General features: G+C 70.3%; 17 protein-coding genes. 12 read left to right on the plus strand and 5 right to left on the minus strand.

Going from position 1 to position 16,045, the window contains the following annotated elements; translation table 11 throughout:
- The first annotated feature begins 228 nt into the window (after window positions 1–228).
- The 8 genes from D7Y21_RS33845 to D7Y21_RS33880 all read left to right on the plus strand — a co-directional run bounded on the left by D7Y21_RS33845 (window position 229) and on the right by D7Y21_RS33880 (window position 8,272).
- Window positions 229–1,656 carry a hypothetical protein gene (locus D7Y21_RS33845; protein ID WP_121717877.1) on the plus strand — a complete coding sequence of 476 codons (1,428 nt, stop codon included), beginning with the start codon at window positions 229–231 and terminating at the stop codon, window positions 1,654–1,656.
- Window positions 1,657–1,689: 33 nt separating this feature from the next.
- Entirely contained in the window at window positions 1,690–2,532 is an 843-nt protein-coding gene (locus tag D7Y21_RS33850) for a GIN domain-containing protein (protein ID WP_121717878.1), read from the plus strand.
- A gap of 52 nt (window positions 2,533–2,584) precedes the next feature.
- Window positions 2,585–3,592, plus strand: coding sequence for a zinc-dependent alcohol dehydrogenase family protein (locus D7Y21_RS33855; protein WP_120562542.1), 1,008 nt, complete (start codon window positions 2,585–2,587; stop codon window positions 3,590–3,592).
- A gap of 95 nt (window positions 3,593–3,687) precedes the next feature.
- Complete coding sequence (locus D7Y21_RS33860; RefSeq protein WP_121717879.1) at window positions 3,688–4,311, plus strand: DUF1360 domain-containing protein; 624 nt, start codon at window positions 3,688–3,690, stop codon at window positions 4,309–4,311.
- A gap of 75 nt (window positions 4,312–4,386) precedes the next feature.
- Window positions 4,387–5,793, plus strand: coding sequence for a S41 family peptidase (locus D7Y21_RS33865; protein WP_121717880.1), 1,407 nt, complete (start codon window positions 4,387–4,389; stop codon window positions 5,791–5,793).
- A 157-nt stretch (window positions 5,794–5,950) separates the two neighbouring features.
- The gene (locus tag D7Y21_RS33870; protein WP_014393282.1) at window positions 5,951–6,286 is read left to right on the plus strand and encodes an HPF/RaiA family ribosome-associated protein; all 336 of its coding nucleotides are present in this window, start codon (window positions 5,951–5,953) and stop codon (window positions 6,284–6,286) included.
- Window positions 6,287–6,450: 164 nt separating this feature from the next.
- Entirely contained in the window at window positions 6,451–7,050 is a 600-nt protein-coding gene (locus D7Y21_RS33875) for a RedB protein (RefSeq protein ID WP_121717881.1), read from the plus strand.
- Window positions 7,051–7,186: 136 nt separating this feature from the next.
- Window positions 7,187–8,272, plus strand: a complete 1,086-nt coding sequence (locus D7Y21_RS33880) for an aldo/keto reductase (RefSeq protein ID WP_120562539.1) — start codon at window positions 7,187–7,189, stop codon at window positions 8,270–8,272.
- Between the two features lie 82 nt (window positions 8,273–8,354).
- On the opposite strand, the gene D7Y21_RS33885 is transcribed toward D7Y21_RS33880, so the two are convergent.
- Window positions 8,355–8,507: a type II toxin-antitoxin system RelE/ParE family toxin gene (locus D7Y21_RS33885; RefSeq protein WP_199735544.1), complete on the minus strand. Its 153-nt coding sequence runs from the start codon at window positions 8,505–8,507 to the stop codon at window positions 8,355–8,357.
- A gap of 266 nt (window positions 8,508–8,773) precedes the next feature.
- Between D7Y21_RS33885 and D7Y21_RS33890 the strand changes: the two genes are divergently transcribed.
- The 4 genes from D7Y21_RS33890 to D7Y21_RS33905 all read left to right on the plus strand — a co-directional run bounded on the left by D7Y21_RS33890 (window position 8,774) and on the right by D7Y21_RS33905 (window position 11,566).
- Entirely contained in the window at window positions 8,774–10,324 is a 1,551-nt protein-coding gene (locus D7Y21_RS33890) for an AgmX/PglI C-terminal domain-containing protein (protein ID WP_147469452.1), read from the plus strand.
- Between the two features lie 77 nt (window positions 10,325–10,401).
- Complete coding sequence (locus D7Y21_RS33895) at window positions 10,402–10,752, plus strand: helix-turn-helix transcriptional regulator (RefSeq protein ID WP_120562537.1); 351 nt, start codon at window positions 10,402–10,404, stop codon at window positions 10,750–10,752.
- Window positions 10,749–11,237 carry an SRPBCC domain-containing protein gene (locus D7Y21_RS33900; RefSeq protein WP_120562536.1) on the plus strand — a complete coding sequence of 163 codons (489 nt, stop codon included), beginning with the start codon at window positions 10,749–10,751 and terminating at the stop codon, window positions 11,235–11,237. Before D7Y21_RS33895 ends, D7Y21_RS33900 begins: the two co-directional genes overlap by 4 nt.
- A gap of 8 nt (window positions 11,238–11,245) precedes the next feature.
- The gene (locus tag D7Y21_RS33905; RefSeq protein ID WP_120562535.1) at window positions 11,246–11,566 is read left to right on the plus strand and encodes a hypothetical protein; all 321 of its coding nucleotides are present in this window, start codon (window positions 11,246–11,248) and stop codon (window positions 11,564–11,566) included.
- Here D7Y21_RS33905 and pdxA read toward each other — a convergent pair.
- The 4 genes from pdxA to D7Y21_RS33925 all read right to left on the minus strand — a co-directional run bounded on the left by pdxA (window position 11,487) and on the right by D7Y21_RS33925 (window position 15,774).
- The gene (gene pdxA, locus D7Y21_RS33910; RefSeq protein WP_233612383.1) at window positions 11,487–12,539 is read right to left on the minus strand and encodes a 4-hydroxythreonine-4-phosphate dehydrogenase PdxA; all 1,053 of its coding nucleotides are present in this window, start codon (window positions 12,537–12,539) and stop codon (window positions 11,487–11,489) included. The genes D7Y21_RS33905 and pdxA overlap by 80 nt on opposite strands.
- On the minus strand, window positions 12,536–13,507 hold the full coding sequence (locus tag D7Y21_RS33915) for a peptidylprolyl isomerase (RefSeq protein ID WP_121717883.1): 972 nt from the start codon (window positions 13,505–13,507) through the stop codon (window positions 12,536–12,538). Before D7Y21_RS33915 ends, pdxA begins: the two co-directional genes overlap by 4 nt.
- A 61-nt stretch (window positions 13,508–13,568) precedes the next feature.
- Window positions 13,569–14,576 (minus strand): peptidyl-prolyl cis-trans isomerase, encoded by a 1,008-nt coding sequence (locus D7Y21_RS33920; RefSeq protein ID WP_120562533.1) that lies wholly within the window; start codon window positions 14,574–14,576, stop codon window positions 13,569–13,571.
- Between the two features lie 178 nt (window positions 14,577–14,754).
- On the minus strand, window positions 14,755–15,774 hold the full coding sequence (locus D7Y21_RS33925) for an alpha/beta fold hydrolase (protein ID WP_120562532.1): 1,020 nt from the start codon (window positions 15,772–15,774) through the stop codon (window positions 14,755–14,757).
- Window positions 15,775–16,045 lie beyond the last annotated feature (271 nt).

Here is a 16,045-nt window from a genome sequence, read left to right on the forward strand (position 1 = left end):
GGGACGGCGCGAGCGCGGCGCCGATGCCCGCCACCAGGACCTCGCGGCGGGAAGGGTGGGGAGGACGGGACGGGCGCATGGGGGAAGCGTAGCGGCCGGGAGCGCCGGACACCGGGCTTCGTGAGGGGTGAAGACGGGCAGGTGACAGTTCTGGAGGGCCGCGGTGTTCCCTTCGCCGCGAGGGGCGACGACGCCCTGCTCGAATCCTTTTTGAGGAAGGTCCAGGCGATGAAGCGCAAGGTCGCGGTGTGTGTCGGGGTGATGGTCGCGGTGGCGGCGGGAGCGGCCGGGGCCGAGGAGCGGACGGAATGGGCCGTCGCTCCGGAGTCACACTCCGCTCCCGTGCAGGAGGCACCGGAGCCCATGGCCGTCGCGGTCCCGGTCTCGGCGCTGTCCCCCGCGCCTCTCGTGGAGGCCGCGACGGGCGGTGAGCCCGCGCGGCCCGCGGGTGTCACCGTGGCGCGGCAGCGCTCGGACACGGAGGAGATCCACGTCCCGGTGGTGCTGATGGCCCTGCCGCACGTGAGCACGGCGGGCACGGCCACGGAGCGGCTGGTGACCACGTTCGCGCTCGGTGCGCTCGGGACGCATGCGAAGCGGGTGGATGGTGTGGCCATGTCGCTGGGCGCGAACTGGGTGGGTGAGTCGCTGTCCGGCGCGCAGCTCGCGCTGGGGGCCAACGTGGTGCGCGGCACCGCGTCCGGCGCGCAGTTCGCCGTGGGCGGCAACATCGTCACGGGCGAGCTGGAGGGTCTCCAGGCCGCGGTGGGCCTCAACGTCGTGAAGGGCGCGGCGGTGGCCGGTCAGTTCTCCGTGGGCGGCAACGTGGCCGGCGGCGAGCTGGCCGGTGGCCAGTTCTCCGTGGGCGCCAACATCGCGGGTTCGGGCGGCGTGGGGGCCCAGTTCACGGTGGGCGCGAACATCGCGACCGCGCAGTTCAGGGGCGCGCAGTTCTCGGCGGGCGCGAACCTCGCCTCGACGATGTCGGGCCTCCAGGCCTCCTCGGGCTTCAATTACGCGGGCCGGATGGAAGGCGCGCAGTTGTCGCTCCTCAACGTGGGCGGGGACGTGTCCGGCGCGCAGGTGGGGCTGATCAACGTCGCGGGCAAGGTGGACGGCCTCCAGCTGGGGTTGATCAACGTGGCGCGCGAGTCCCAGGGCGAGGCGCTGGGCCTGCTCAGCTTCATTGGCAACGGCCAGGCGAACCTGCAGCTGTGGGCCAGCGACCTCGCGTACACCAACGTCGCGGTGAAGTTCGGCGGCCGGCACTTCCACACGCTGCTGACGCTGGGCTTCAACCCGGGCACGGACACGCACCGCCGCCGCTACGTGGGAGGCATGGGCTTTGGCGCGCACATCCCCGCGGGGCCATTGTTCTTCGACCTGGATGTCATTGGCAGCGGTGTCCACACGGACAACCTCTTTCGCGATGGCGACGGCCTGAACGTGCTGGGACAGTTGCGGCTGGTGGCGGGCTGGCAGGTGGCGAAGCGGTTCGCGCTCATCGGCGGCGTCACCGGCAACACACTCGTGACCTGGGACAACGGGGACCGTTGGGAGGAGCTGGGCATCGGGCCCGAGTGGCGCAGCGTCTCCGACGGGGGACGCACCACCGTGCGCGTGTGGCCGGGCGTTCTGCTGGGCGTGCAGATCTGACGCGGCATTCGATTCGAAGTCTGGGAGGGGATCATGTGGAAGCGCTTGGGATGGGCCGCGCTCGCGGCGGGGATGCTGTCCAGCTGCTACTTCACCGACGAGATTCAGGGCGACGGCAACACCGTCACGGAGTCGCGCGTGGCGACCGGTTTCTCCACCGTGGAGAACCGGGGCTCGATGGAGGTGGTGGTGCGCGAGGGCGAGGTGCCGGACGTGAAGGTCACGCTGGATGAGAACCTCCAGCACCGCGTGCGCACCTTCGTGTCGCCCGGCAACACGCTGGTCATCGAGACGGACGGCTCGTTCGCGCCCCGGGGACTGGCGCGCGTGGAGGTCCGTGTGCCGCGCATGGTGGGCGCGACGCAGGACGGCTCCGGCTCCCTGCGCGTGGAAGGCTTCGAGCGGGTGAAGGAGGACGTGAAGCTGCTGGCGAAGGGCTCCGGCTCCCTGCGCTTCTGCGGTGGGGTGCGCACGCTGGAGGCGAAGCTCAGCGGCTCCGGGAACATGGAGTTGTGCGCGGCCGGTGAAGGCCTGGCCGAGTGGGTGGACCTGTCACAGTCCGGCTCCGGCGACCTGAAGTTCGAGGGGGCCGCGAAGCAGGTGCGCGCCCGGCTGGATGGCTCCGGCTTCACGACGCTCACGGGCATCACCAACCGGCTCGACGCATGGCTGGACGGCAGCGGTGGTCTCGGGGCCCCGGGCCTCCGGGCCGTGGACGTGAACATCACGTCGAAGGGCTCCGGCACCGTCGCCGCGTACGTGGACGGGGGCGGGGCGGTCATCGTGCTCGACTCGTCCGGGAACGTGGACCTGTATGGCCACGCGCTGTCGACCCAGCTCCGTGTCAACGGCAGCGGCCGGGTCATCTGGCACTGACTAGCTTGTCTTCGACACCCGTGGAGTGCGCGGGTGGGGAGGCAGGCGGGCCATGGCAGGGACCATGCGGGCGATGGTGCTCCACGCACCCGGACAGCGCCTGAGGCAGGAGGAGCGGCCCATCCCGGAGCCCGGGCCGGAGCAGGTGTTGTTGAAGGTGCACGCCTGCGCGGTGTGCCGCACGGACCTGCACGTGGTGGATGGAGAGCTGACGCGCCCGAAGCTGCCGCTGGTGCCGGGCCACGAAATCGTGGCGACGGTGGTGGCGGCGGGCGCGCGGGTGGAAGGCTTCGCCCCCGGGCTGCGCGTGGGCGTGCCGTGGCTGGGGTGGAGCTGCGGGCAGTGCCGCTTCTGCCGCTCCGGCCGGGAGAACCTCTGCGACACGGCGCGCTTCACCGGCTACGACATCGACGGGGGCTTCGCGCAGTACACCGTCGCGGATGCGCGCTTCTGCTTCCCGCTGCCGCTGTCGTACCGCGACGTGGAGGCCGCGCCGCTGATGTGCGCGGGGCTCATCGGCTTCCGCAGCCTGCGCATGGCGGGGGAGGGGCCCCGGCTGGGGCTGTATGGCTTTGGCGCCGCCGCGCACATCCTCATCCAGGTGGCCCGGTATCAGGGGCGCCGCGTGCATGCCTTCACGCGCGAGGGCGACGCGAAGGGCCAGGCGTTCGCGCGGGAGTTGGGCGCGGTGTGGGCGGGAGGTTCGGACACGCTGGCGCCGGAGCCGCTGGACGCGGCCATCCTCTTCGCTCCCGTGGGCGCGCTGGTGCCCGCCGCGCTGAAGGCCGTGGACAAGGGAGGCGTGGTGGTGTGCGGCGGCATCCACATGAGTGACATCCCGTCCTTCCCCTATTCGGTGTTGTGGGAGGAGCGCGTGGTGCGCTCGGTGGCGAACCTCACGCGTCAGGACGCGATGGACTTCCTGGCGCTGGCGCCGCGAGTGCCGGTGCGCACGGAGGTCCAGGTGTTTCCCCTGTCCGCCGCGAACGAGGCGCTCCAGGCCCTGCGTGAGGGCCGCGTGCGCGGGGCCGCGGTCCTGGACATGGCGGTGGCGGAGTAGGGCCGCGCTGGAGCGAGTGCCCGCGCGCCTGACTGCCTGGGTGCTTGAGGCCAGGGGGAGTGCACAGCTTTGGCGGCACGGAGGCTGTGCACCCCATGAAAGCGCTTCAGGAGACGGGACCGTTCGCTGGCTACGACTCGGAGCACCACCCGCTGGGCTCGTACGCGGCGCTCATCGGGACGTTCAGCACGTCGCTGGTCGGCTTCCTGGGCTGGATGAACGCGTCAGGGCGGCGGCTGCCGGAGCGCCTGGGGTGGAGGGACCTGGCGTTGTTCGGAGTCGCGACGCACGCGGTGACGCGGCTGGTGGCCCTGGACCGGGTCTTCGGTGTGCTCCGAGCACCGTTTACGCGCTACGAATCCGACAGCACCGCGGGCGAGGTGGTGGAGACCGCGCGCGGTGAAGGCCCCCGGCGGGCATTGGGCGAGCTGCTGGACTGCCCCTTCTGCCTGACGCCGTGGGTGGCCTCGGGCTTCATGGTGGCCTCGACGGTGCGCCCGCGCGAGACGCGCTTCGTGGCCTCCGTCTTCGCGCTCAGTGCGGCGTCCTTCTTCCTGCACCGGGCCTACGAATGGGTGGGCGAAGGACTGCACCGCGCCCGTGCGCAGGCGCGAATCCTGGAGAAGCAGAAGAAGGACTCCGACGCGGGCGTGCAGTTCCCCGGTCGTGGGCCGCAGGTCGTCGAGTCCGGCCGCGCCCCCATCCCGTCACCAAGTTGATGCGAGGCCGCTTCACCGTGAGTCGCTGAGCCTTGTTTCTGGCAATGGATCGAGGGACCGCGTCGTAATCCAGGCATGCATCTCTTCCTCCTCGTGGGAGGCCTGCTGACGGCGGCCCCCTCCCCCTACCTGGACTCGCGGACCACCGGCGCCGCGTATTGCTACGACCCGGAGAGCCCCGTGCTGCACCAGGCCTTCCGCCGCCCGAAGCCCACGCCCGACACACGCGTGGACAGCGCGGCGCTGGCGGAGGACGTGCGCTTCCTGCACCAGGTCCTGCGCACCACGTACTCCGGATGGCCGGAGCTGCTCGCGCACCGCATGTTCGATCCGGATGCCTTCTTCCAGGACTGGAGCACGAAGGTGGCCGCGTCCGGGCCCACCGTGTCCTTTCAGGACGGCGTGCTCACGCCGACCATCGCCGTCCGCGAGGCACTGACGGACAACCACTTCGGTCCGTCCGGCCTCCTGAGCATGCTGCGCGAGGAGCCACGGCTCGCCTTCCGTGAGTACCAGGCCGACGCACCTCCGGGACTTCAACTCACATCCTGTGACGCGAACACCGTGGAGGGCGCGCAGGCGGACACGCTGCGGGTGGCGCCGGTGCTGAAGCCGGATGGTTCCCGTGCACAGCGGCTCACCGTGTCCGCGCGAGGCGGAGGCGATGCGCGGACGCTCCGCTGTGGCGACACGTCGCTGCCGCTCAAGGTCCGCCCCCCGCGCCCGGCCCGTGAGTTCGCGCCGAAGGACATCTACACGTACGAGCCGAAGGGCGACGTGGGCATCATCACGATCCGCCGCTTCTCGGGCCCGCCGGAAGCGGAGGCCGGGCTGCGCCAGTTCGTCGCGGACGCGCCGAAGCACCGCAAGCACAAGCTGCTCGTGTTCGACCTCCGGGGCAACAGCGGTGGCAATGACGGCTACGTGTACGAATGGCTGGACACGATGGTGCGCGGGCCGTGGTTCTCTTCCGGCGAGGTGTGGATGCACGGCGCCTTCTTCCCGTGCTTCGAATGGAACTCACGCGTCCAGCGGCAGGCCATGGATGGACGGCTGGACACGCCGGAAGCGAAGGCCGAACGTGAAGCCATCCGGCCGAAGTGGCCCGTGAAGCCGGAGCCCTCGCGCCCCGTGTTCGACAGCGGCCGCGCGGAAGGCCATGCGAAGACGCCCTTCACCGGGCGCATCGTGGTGCTGGTGGACCGGGACTCCGCTTCGTCGGGAGAGAGCGGAGCCTACGCCCTGCACCGCGCCACGGGAGCGCCGCTGGTGGGCGAGCGGACCGGAGGTTTCCTCACCTACGGCAACGCGCCCAGCTTCGTCCTGCCGCGCACGGGGTTCGCGTGGGTGGTGCCCACCAAGCGCAACTACTTCGACGCCCCCGTGGAAGGCGTAGGACACGCCGTGCAGGTGTACCTGGACGCGGAGGAGCTGGGGCGGCCAGTAGCGGAGCTGCTGCCTCGCTTGCGCAAGCTGCCATGAGTCAACGTGCCCCATGCAGCGGGGCGCGTGTCCCGTCATGCCCCGTCAAATGGGGGCCGTTATAGGTATTTCCGTGGGCCCGGGACGTTGGCCGGGCTCATGCAATGCCTTGAATCCACACCGGCTCCAGAGCACGGAGCCCTACCCGAGGCGGACGATGAAGCGCGCACTGCGAATCACCTACCGGGGCATGGAGACGAGCGACACCCTCAACGAGCACATCCGCGACCAGGCGGACAAGCTGGAGCAGTTCTACGACGGCATCACCGGCTGCAACGTGGTGGTGGAGGAGCCGCACCGCCACCATGCCCAGGGGCACCACTTCCACGTCCGAGTGGAGCTGCACGTGCCCGGCAGGGACATCATCGCGGACCGGGAGCCAGCGGAGCTCGCGGCCCACGCGGATGCCTACCAGGCCGTCACCGACGCCTTCGAGGCCGCACGGCGCCAGCTGCAACACCACGCGGACCGCCAGCACGCGTATCACCGCTAGTCATTGCAGGCTGACCGTGGTGCGCAGGAGCGCCATCCTGTCGCACCTCGGCCTGTCGGAGAACACGGGCACCGGACACTGACCCGGCCCTGGAGGGCGCGACGCCGCCGGGGCGGGTGACGGTAGCGTCACGGGGGACGGACACCTCCCAGGAGTCGTTCGGAATGAAGGGGCCTTCTACCCGGGGCTGGCTGATGCTCGCGGGAGCGCTGTGGTTGGGCGGAATCGGCACGGGTGTCGTGGCGCTGGCCCGGTACTCGATGACGCCGGGAGTCGCGCCCGTGACGGCGGCGACGTGGCCGGAGGGAGCGCGGCTGACGCGTGGGACCGGGCGTCCGGTGCTGGTGATGCTCGCGCATCCGAAGTGCACCTGCACGCGGGCGAGCCTGGCGGAGCTGGCGGAGGTGATGGCGCACGTAGACGGGCGCGCGGACGCCTTCGTCCTGTTCCTGCGTCCGGAGGGACTGGAGGACGGCTGGGAACAGGGAGACCTGTGGCGCACGGCCGCGAGCATCCCGGGCGTCACGGTGCTGCGTGACCCGGACGGCCTGGAGGCGAAGCGCTTCGGCGCGACGACCTCCGGGCACGTGGTGCTCTACGGCGCGAACGGGCGCCTGCGCTTCAGCGGCGGCATCACGGTGGCGCGAGGGCACGTGGGCGACAGCCCGGGGCGTGAGGCGCTGGAGCGAGTGCTGCGCGAGGACGGCGAGGGAGGCGGCACGCCGGTGTATGGCTGCGCGCTAGAGGAGCGCAGGGAGCTCTGAGGCGCGCGGATGTCCGGCGTTGATCGGATGGGCGCGGGAGCCTGTCTGGCGTTGGACGTCCGAGGGCAAGGGCGGTTGGCGCTGTGGAGGCGTCTGGGATTGGCTCCGCACTTTGCCATTCGCGAGGGAGCCGCCCATGTCGCTCGACCACTACGTCACCCTGGGCCGCTCCGGCCTGCGCGTCAGTCCCTTCTGCCTGGGCGCCATGACGTTCGGCGAGGACCTGGGCTGGGGCAGCAGCGTGGAGACGTCCAACGCCATCCTGGACCGCTTCATCGAGCGGGGCGGGAACTTCATCGACACGGCGAACGTGTACACGTTCGGGCACGCGGAGAAGATCATCGGGGACCACATCGGGAAGCACCCCGCGAAGCGCGACCGGGTGGTCATCGCCACGAAGTTCTTCGGCAACCTCTTCGAGAGGGATCCAAACGGCGGCGGCGCGGGGCGCAAGTCGGTGATGGCGGCGTGTGATGAGTCGCTGCGCCGGCTACAGACGGACTACATCGACCTGTACTGGATGCACGCCTGGGACGCGAACACGCCCATCGAGGAGACGATGCGGGCGCTGGACGACCTGGTGCGCTCCGGCAAGGTCCGCTACGTGGGCTTCTCCGACACGCCCGCGTGGAAGGTGGCGCAGGCGCAGGTGATGGCCTTGTTCCGGGGCTGGGCGCCGCTGGTGGCGTTGCAGATCGAGTACTCGCTGCTGGAGCGCACGGTGGAGGGCGAGCTCATCCCCATGGCGCGGGAGCTGGGGCTGGGCGTGACGCCGTGGTCGCCGCTGCGCAGCGGGGTGCTGAGCGGCAAGTACACGCGGGAGAACGCGGGCAAGCAGAAGGCGGACCGGGGCGCGTGGGCGGAGGCGTCGCTCAACGAGAAGACCTACAAGCTCATCGACGTGCTCCATCGCGTGGCGAAGGAGCAGAACACCTCGGTGGCGCGAGTGTCGCTGGCCTGGGTGCAGGGCCGGCCGGGCGTGGCGTCCACCATCCTGGGGGCGCGCACGCTGGAGCAACTGGACAACAACCTGGGCGCGCTGGACGTGAAGCTCACGCCGGAACAGGTGAAGGCGCTGGATGACGAATCCCAGCCCACGCTCAACTTCCCGGCGGCCTTCCTCCAGGGCGCGCCCTCCTTCATGCACGCGGGCCTGCGCGTGAACGGAGTCCAGGCCCCGCCCAGCAACCTGACGCCCAAGGCGGGCGCCCCTCGGTACTGAGGTGGCACGCCGTGTCGGGACGTTCCGTTTGATACGTACAGAACGTACGTTTCTTGAGGAACGGCCATGATGGAAGTCAGCATCACCGAGGCGCGCCCATGGGCCGGGGCTTCGTGGCCAGCGCGTCGATCCGCTTCGCGATGCGGCGCTGATGGACCGGATCCACCGCGGCGAACTGCTTCACGGCGGTCTGGAGGAACTCGACCGTATGGGTGGCGGAGGGCCTCGTGCTCATGCAGGGCGGGTAGGCCCCGAGTGTCTACCTCCCCCTCCTGACATGGCGGGTTGGCAGTGGAAAGCCGAACCCTGTCGGCACACCGGCGTACAGTGTGGAGTGCGGGGCTGTACGTTTCGGGGCTCGCGCGGGGGCAAATGACCGCTGGAGCGTTCACGGCTGGACGCTCGCGGTAGCGCGAACGGGGGTCGTTCCTAACATCGGCCCCCTGGCAGTGAGTCAGTGGTCGGGCGGTCTGGCGCGGCATGGGCGGCGGGGAGGGTGGCGTGAGCGAGCTACTGACGGGTGATGTGTCTTCGCGGGCGCAGGTGGGCGGTTCGGACTTCTCCCGCGACCCCGAGACCTTCGAAGCAGAGCTGGATGCGTGCCTGGATCGCGCGCTCGCCTCCGAGACTTTCGAAGAAGAGGACATCGTGCCGGAGTCCTTCGCGACCGGCCCCCTGCGCACGCTGCTCGACCTGGCCTCCACGGAGGAGACCTGGCTCCAGTCGCTGCCGCCGCCTTCCAACGACAACGTGGAGCCCCAGCTCACGCTGTCCGCCGAGGCCGCGAACTTCGTCATCCCGGAGTGGCTGCGCGCGGACGAGTCCCCGTCCAGCACCTCGCAGGAGAACTCCTGTGGCGCCGTGACGTCGTGGGACGCCGCGCCGCCGTCGCCCGCCTGGGCCACGCCCGGCTCTCCGGCCGAAGCCTACGCACCGCAGCCGTGGATGCCGTACGCCCCGGTCGCGCCCGAGCCTCCGCCGCCCGCCATCGCCGATGCGTCCACGCGCATCCTCGGCATGAGCCCCATGTCCTTCGTCAGCGCCGTGGCGATGGGCGCGCTCGCCGCGGGTCTCCTCGTCGTCGCGGGCCTGCGGCTCACGTCGAAGGATGAGGCGCAGCCCGCGCAGCAAGCGCAGCCCCTGGCCGGCACCGTGGGCGCTCCGGGCACCATGGTCGCGCGGGTCGGCGCTCCGGGCCCGCAGGGCTCCGCGACGACTCAGTCGGGCACCGCGGCCACGCACGTTGGCGCCGCGGGCGCACAGGGCCTCACGGGCAGTCTGCCGGCCACGCCGGACTTCTCGCAGTCCATCGCTGGCGGCGTGAACACACCTGCCCTGACGGACGCGCAGCGCGCCGCGCAGGCCCTCACGCCGAACACGCCCGTCCTCGCGGGCCCCGCGAGCGCGGGCCTGACCACCGGCCTGCACACGCTGGCTCCGGACCCCACGCCGTCCACGCAGCCCGCGCCGGTGACGCAGAAGAAGGCCCCCGTGGCCCAGCGCGCGGCCACGCTCGAAGCGCCCGAGGACACCAGCGAGGTCCGTGAGATGTCCTTCGGCAGCGAAATCTCCGAGGAGGAACTGGCCCGGGCCCGTCAGGCCGCCGCCGAGGCCGAGGCCGCCGCGCAGCCTGAATCCGAAATCGACGAGGACTTCGCCCGCGAGCTCGGCTTCACCGACGAAGCGGAGTCGCCGGAGTCCTCCGCCGCGAAGCAGGCCCAGGAGAAGACCGTCTACATCCCGCCGGCCCCGACCTCCGAGCGCGAGCAGCTCGCGGCCTCGGACATCACCAACGTGGTCGTCACGAACCAGCCCGCCATCGCCACCTGCGTCCAGAACCTCAAGGCCGGCACCGCGCTGGAGAACGGCGGCCGCTTCCAGCTGCGCTGGTCCGTGGACACCTCCGGCACCGTCTCCGGCGTGGCCATGGAGACCGAAGCCCTGAAGGGCTCCCCGCTCGCCGGCTGCATCGAGGATCAGGTGCGCGGCTGGAAGTTCCCCGTGCACCGCGTCGCCATGAACGCCCCCGTGCACTACCCCTTCGTCTTCTAGCCCGCCCGCTCACCCGCCAGGCCCACGCGAAGGGCCCTGGACAGTCAAAGAATTCACGGATATGTATATACATGTACATGAATGTTGACGTCTTCCAGACCCTGGCTGACCCCACGCGCCGCCGCATCGTCGAGGCGCTGAAGGGCGGCGAACTGGCGGTGAACGACCTGGTGGCGCGGGTGGACATCCAGCAGTCGGGTGTCTCCCGTCACCTGGGGATCCTCCAGGAGGCGGGCTTCGTCCAGGTCCGCCCCGAGGGCACGAAGCGGCTGTACTCGCTTCGCCCGGAGCCCTTTCAGGAGCTCGATGCCTGGGTCACCGGGTATCGGAGCCTCTGGGAGGCCCGCCTCGACCGGTTCGGCCAGGCGCTCGAGCGAAGACGCAAGGCACGCACGGACGCCCCCAAATCCGAGGAGGAACCCCCATGACGACCGAAACCGCGAAGCGCAGCACCGTCACCTTCGACCGCAGCTATCCGGCGACGCTCGACGAGGTCTGGGAGCTGTGGACCACGAAGGACGGCTTCGAGTCCTGGTGGGGTCCGGAGGGCTTCTCCGTGAAGGTGCACGAGCTCACCGCGAGCCCGGGCGGCCTGCTGCGCTACGACATGATCGCCACCGCGCCGCAGGTCATCGAGGGCATGAAGAAGATGGGCATGCCCCTCTCCAGCCCGAGCAGCCTCACGTACACGGAGCTGACGCCGAAGAAGCGGCTCGCGTACCGGCACGCGGTGGACTTCATCCCCGGCGTCACGCCGTACACCGTCTCCACGGTGGTGGAGTTCGAGGCGAAGGGCGGCACCGTGCGGATGGTCGTCACGTCCGACGCCATGCACAGCGAGGAGTGGACGAAGCGGGCGTCCATGGGCATGGAGAGCCAGCTCAACAAGCTCGACAAGCGGTTCCAGCGTTAGATTGGCGCATGGCCGCGCGGGAGGACCCAGACCCCATCGAGTTGCACCTGTGTCACCGTTGCCTGATGCGGCTGCCGGTGGACGCGGGCGGGGTGGACCTTCCGCGCCGGGTGCGTGAAGCCCTCAAGGCCCACGGCCTGGCGGGCAAGACGCAGCTCATCCCCGCGTCCTGCCTGGGTCACTGCCCCACGGGGAAGGTCACCGTGCTCGTCGTCCCTGACGCCACGGCGCGGGGCACGCACGCGAAGCTCATCGACCCGAAGGAGGACGGCGAGGACCTCGCGAAGCACCTGTCCGCCCGGCTCCCGACGAAAGCCGGGCCGCCTTGAGCAGGGCCTCCATCATGGGCACGCAGCTCGCGGTCCCCGTGCCGGCAATCGCATAGGCGGTGCCGTGGTCCGGCGACGTGCGAGGCACCGGCAGGCCCAGCGTCACGTTCACCGTGCGCTCGAAGTCCAGCGCCTTGGCCGGGATGAGCCCCTGGTCGTGGTACATGGCCAGCACCACGTCGTACTTCGCGCCCACCTCGTCGGGCCGCGCGAACAGGCCATCCGCGGGGATGGGCCCATGCGCATCCACCCGCTTCGCCCGAGCGAGGCGGATGGCGGGACCAATCACCTCCACCTCCTCGCGCCCCAGCATCCCGCCCTCGCCCGCGTGGGGGTTGAGCCCCAGCACGGCGATGCGCGGCTTGCGGCCCACCACCGGCTGCAGGCTGCGCGAAAGCAATTGGAGCTGCGCCACCAGCTTCTCCACCGTGAGCAGCTTCGGCAGCGCGGAGATGGGGACGTGGTTCGTCGCCAGCGCGATGCGCACGCGCGGCCCGTCCATCATCATCAACACGTCCACGCCGAACGCGTCCGCCAGCACCTCCGTGTGGCCCATGAACGGGATGCCCGCGCGCGAAATCTCCTCTTTCGACACGGGCGCGGTGCACAGCGCGTCCACTGTCCCGGCGCGCATCGCGTCGATGGCGGCCCGCACGTACGCGTACTGCGCCTTGCCGCCTTCGCGCGTGGGCTTGCCCGGCACGCGGTGCTTCGCCGGAAGGTGCGTCACCTCCACCACCGCCGGCCCCTCCGTGCGGCCCAGGTCCGTAGGGGCCACGCGCGGGAAGCGGCGGAAGAGGGGAAAGCCGTCCAGCGTGGGCCCGTCCCCGAACACCACCGGCACCAGCGCGCGGCGCACCGCGGGCTTCGCCAGCGCCAGGGCCGTCACCTCCGGCCCGATGCCCGACACGTCCCCCAGCGAGATGCCCACGCGGGGGCGCGTGTCCGTCGTGGCCACCGGGCGCGGGCTCACATCTTCACTTCGACGTTGGCCTTCGAGCGCAGCTCCTGGACGTACTGGTCCAGGAACTTCTCCGTCTTGTCGTTGAGGAGCTTGGACTCCAGCTTGGGCTTCATCTCCTCGAAGGAGGCCACGGCGATGTTGCGGCGCTCCTCCACCTTCAGGATGTGCCAGCCGAAGTTGGTGCGGATGGGCTCGCTGACTTCACCCTCCTTGAGGTTGAAGGCGGCCTTCTCGAAGGCGGGCACCATCACGCCGCGCTTGAAGTAGCCGAGGTCGCCGCCGTCCGCCGCGCTGGGGCCCTCGCTGCGGGCGCGCGCCAGGGCGGAGAAGTCCATGCCCGGCCGGCGGGCTTCCTGTGCGATGCCCTCCGCCTTCTGCTTCGCGGCGGCCACCTGCTCCGGCGTGGCCTTGGCGTCCACCTGCACCAGGATGTGGCGGGCGTGCACCTCCACGTCCTCGCTCTCCATGCGCGTGTACTGCGTGTACGCGGCCTTCAGGTCCTCCTCGGTGACCTTCACCTTGGGGCCCACCTTCAGGCGCAAGAGCTTGTCGCGCACCACGCGCTTGCGGAGCATGTCCTTGTAGCTGGCGAGCGAGAAGCCCTCGTTCTTGAGCAGCTGCTCGAACTGGCTCATGTCGCCGACGTTGTTCTGCTTGAGCACGTCCTGCACCAGCTCATCCACCTCCGCCTCGGTGGTGGTGATGCCCAGCTGCTGGACCTCCGACTCCATCAGCTTCTCGCCGATGAGCGTGTCCAGCGCGGTCTTCATCAGCTGCGCGCGGGCCTCGGCGCGCTTGTGCGGGTCGATTTCGGAGTTCACGCGCTGGAGCTCCGGCGCGGCGCGCTGCTGCACCTCCGACAGCGGGATGATGTCGCGGTTCACCACCGCCGCCACCTTGTCCACCAGCTCCGCGCGGGCGGACGTCGCCCCCGTGAAGAGCATCACCGCCGCCAGGAACGCCACCAGGTTCTTCATCGCAACGACCCTCTTGAGACAAACGCCGGGAGCCCAACAGGCCCGTTCCCGGAAAAGTCCTTCACTTCGCCGCCTGCGGCGCCGGCCGCCCGCGGATGGTCTGCAGCGTGGCCTCGTTCACCACCACCTGGGCCTTGTCGCGAAGCTCCTTCTCGAAGGCCTCCTGCGCCGCCGCCCGCTTGGCCTCCAGCAGGCGCCCCTCCACCTTCCCCCGCACCTCCACCAGCTCCCGCTTCCTCGCCGACCTGCGCTCCAGCACCTTGAACAGGTGGTAGCCGTACTCCGTGGACACCACGTCCGAAACCTGCCCCACCCCCAGCTTGAATACCACCTCGTCGAAGGCCGGCGGCATCTGTCCCCGGGGGAAGAAGCCCAGGTCGCCCCCCACCTTGGCGTCCGCGCTGAGCGAATAGCGCCGCGCGAGGTCGGAGAACTTCTTGCCCGACTTGAGCTGCACCTGGAGCCTGCGCGCCTCGTCCAGCCCCTTCACGACCATCTGCGCCGCGTGGACCTCCTCGGGCTCCTGGAAGTCCGCCTCGTGCGCCGCGTAGTACGCGCGCAGCTCCTCCTCCGTCACGGCCACGCGCGAATAGACGTGGTGGGTGAAGAGCTTCTCGATGGTGAGCCGGCTCGCCTCGCGCGCGCGCAGCTCCGCCATGGACAGCTGCCCCTGGGCGAGCACTTCATTGAAGTTGCCCGCGGGGTAGTCGCCGGACAGCCGCAGCACGCCGCGGTCCACCTCTTCGGGCGTCACGGCGATGTTGTTCTGCTTCGCGGCCTGGAGCAGCAGCATCCGCTTCACGAGCGTATCCACGAGCGCCCGCTTGAAGGGCTCCACCTCCTCGGGCGTGGGCTCGGGCCCTTCCGTGGTGGCCAGCTCCCGCGCCAGCTCCTGTTCGAAGTCCGTCCGGCTGAGCGACTCGCCGTTCACGGTGGCGACCACCGAGGGGTCCGGTCCCTCCTGGGCCTGCGGCCGGCAGCCCGTCAGCCCCAGCACACCCAGGGCGAGCCCCAGGCTCAGGACGACGGACCACGGCATCGGGGAGGCGCGGAAGGAAGCGGGACGCATGCGCGGAGGCCTCGGGGGAGGGGACAGGGGACCTTCCACGGTGGTGCCGGGCCGCCGGGCTTTCAAGCGGGACGTCACGGCCGGGATGGGAAGCGAACGGATGGGCCCATGGGACGGCCTTCCGGGTAGCACGCCGGGCGGGCCCGGACAACCCGCGCTCCAGGAGGGGTTTGCCCCCTTAGAGCGGGGTGGCGTTGGAGGCCAGGAAGGCCTCCACCTGGGGAAAGATTTCGTCCGGCGCCTTGCGGCCCAGAATCAGGTCCGCGTGGCCATAGTCCGCCGCGAAGCCATGGCCGCGCCCGGCGACCAGCATCTTCACGGGGCCGCCCAGGTGCTCCTTCGCCCGGGCCACCGCCAGGGGCGGCGCGAGCAGGTCCCGGCTGCCGGCGATGAGCAGGAAGGGAATCTTCACCCCGGCGAGCGGCTCGCGGTAGTCGAAGCCGCCGTCGAACGTCGTGAACTGGCTGGTGGTGATCCACCGGGCGAACTGCCGCCCCACACCCCCGGCCACGTCCGCCGGCACGTTGGCCAGCGCCCAGCGCACCACCTGCGGATCCATGTTGTCCGCCAGCATCATGTACCGGGTGAGCGGCCCCGGAGGCGCCCCGAAGAAGGCGATGCTGGTGACGCGCCGGGTGGGGATGACCTTGAGCTTGAGCACGGGCTCCACCCGCTGGACGAACGCCCGCAGGCCCGGCTGCACCGCGAAGGTGAAGGGCGCCCCCAGGGACACCGCCGCCTTCACTGGCGCCTGGGGGTTCCTGGCCAGGTGGGCGTAGAGCATCAGGCCGCCCTTGGAGTGGCCCACCCACAGCACTTGCTGGGCACCGGTGGACATCACGGTGCGCAAAGCCGTTCTCACGTCGTGTTCAGCCTGATCATCAAAATTCCAGTCCGCGCAGGCCCCGGCGAGCCCCCGGCCGCGCAGCTCGATGACCCAGGTCTCGAACCCCGCCCGCGCCAGGTAGCGCGCCAGGCTGTACTGCTCGTTGAAGTCCATGTGGAAGCGGTTGGCTCCCAGCCCGTGGCACAGCAGGACGGGCTCCGCGAACCGGCGCTCTCCCCGAGGGTGGTAGCGCCCCAGCGCGATGGCCGCTCCGTCGTCCGTGGGCACCCGGTACAGCTCGTCCGGCTTGAACGAGAGGGTCAGCAACCCCTCCTTGCTCCGCTCCACCGCCTTGGTGAAGAGGTCCGCCATCCGGCTCAACCGGGGTGCTGATGCCTGTCGTGATGTCACCCCTTCAGTCTACGCCCGTCGCCCGGCCGATGCCGGTGTGTCGCGCGCGGACTTTGGAGGACCGGCAGGACAGTTGCAGGGAATGTGAGTCCATCGCGGGGAGGTCGTGGAAATGGGGCAGGGCCGGGGTTTCAGGGAAGTGTTGTCGTCCTTCATCGGCACAGTTTTTCCCACAGACACACTGCTGGGGGCCTTGAAGGTGATGGAGCGGCACCACGTGCAGGTGGTGGGG

The organism is Corallococcus sp. AB045 (genome assembly GCF_003668895.1).
GTDB lineage: Bacteria > Myxococcota > Myxococcia > Myxococcales > Myxococcaceae > Corallococcus > Corallococcus coralloides.

Bases quoted from the DNA above. Each gene is read 5' to 3' on its own strand.
- D7Y21_RS33845 (WP_121717877.1), top strand. From the start codon at position 229: ATGAAGCGCAAGGTCGCGGTGTGTGTCGGGGTGATGGTCGCGGTGGCG.
- D7Y21_RS33850 (WP_121717878.1), top strand. From the start codon at position 1,690: ATGTGGAAGCGCTTGGGATGGGCCGCGCTCGCGGCGGGGATGCTGTCC.
- D7Y21_RS33855 (WP_120562542.1), top strand. From the start codon at position 2,585: ATGGCAGGGACCATGCGGGCGATGGTGCTCCACGCACCCGGACAGCGC.
- D7Y21_RS33860 (WP_121717879.1), top strand. From the start codon at position 3,688: ATGAAAGCGCTTCAGGAGACGGGACCGTTCGCTGGCTACGACTCGGAG.
- D7Y21_RS33865 (WP_121717880.1), top strand. From the start codon at position 4,387: ATGCATCTCTTCCTCCTCGTGGGAGGCCTGCTGACGGCGGCCCCCTCC.
- D7Y21_RS33870 (WP_014393282.1), top strand. From the start codon at position 5,951: ATGAAGCGCGCACTGCGAATCACCTACCGGGGCATGGAGACGAGCGAC.
- D7Y21_RS33875 (WP_121717881.1), top strand. From the start codon at position 6,451: ATGAAGGGGCCTTCTACCCGGGGCTGGCTGATGCTCGCGGGAGCGCTG.
- D7Y21_RS33880 (WP_120562539.1), top strand. From the start codon at position 7,187: ATGTCGCTCGACCACTACGTCACCCTGGGCCGCTCCGGCCTGCGCGTC.
- D7Y21_RS33885 (WP_199735544.1), bottom strand. From the start codon at position 8,507: ATGAGCACGAGGCCCTCCGCCACCCATACGGTCGAGTTCCTCCAGACC.
- D7Y21_RS33895 (WP_120562537.1), top strand. From the start codon at position 10,402: ATGAATGTTGACGTCTTCCAGACCCTGGCTGACCCCACGCGCCGCCGC.
- D7Y21_RS33900 (WP_120562536.1), top strand. From the start codon at position 10,749: ATGACGACCGAAACCGCGAAGCGCAGCACCGTCACCTTCGACCGCAGC.
- D7Y21_RS33905 (WP_120562535.1), top strand. From the start codon at position 11,246: ATGGCCGCGCGGGAGGACCCAGACCCCATCGAGTTGCACCTGTGTCAC.
- D7Y21_RS33915 (WP_121717883.1), bottom strand. From the start codon at position 13,507: ATGAAGAACCTGGTGGCGTTCCTGGCGGCGGTGATGCTCTTCACGGGG.
- D7Y21_RS33920 (WP_120562533.1), bottom strand. From the start codon at position 14,576: ATGCGTCCCGCTTCCTTCCGCGCCTCCCCGATGCCGTGGTCCGTCGTC.
- D7Y21_RS33925 (WP_120562532.1), bottom strand. From the start codon at position 15,774: ATGGCGGACCTCTTCACCAAGGCGGTGGAGCGGAGCAAGGAGGGGTTG.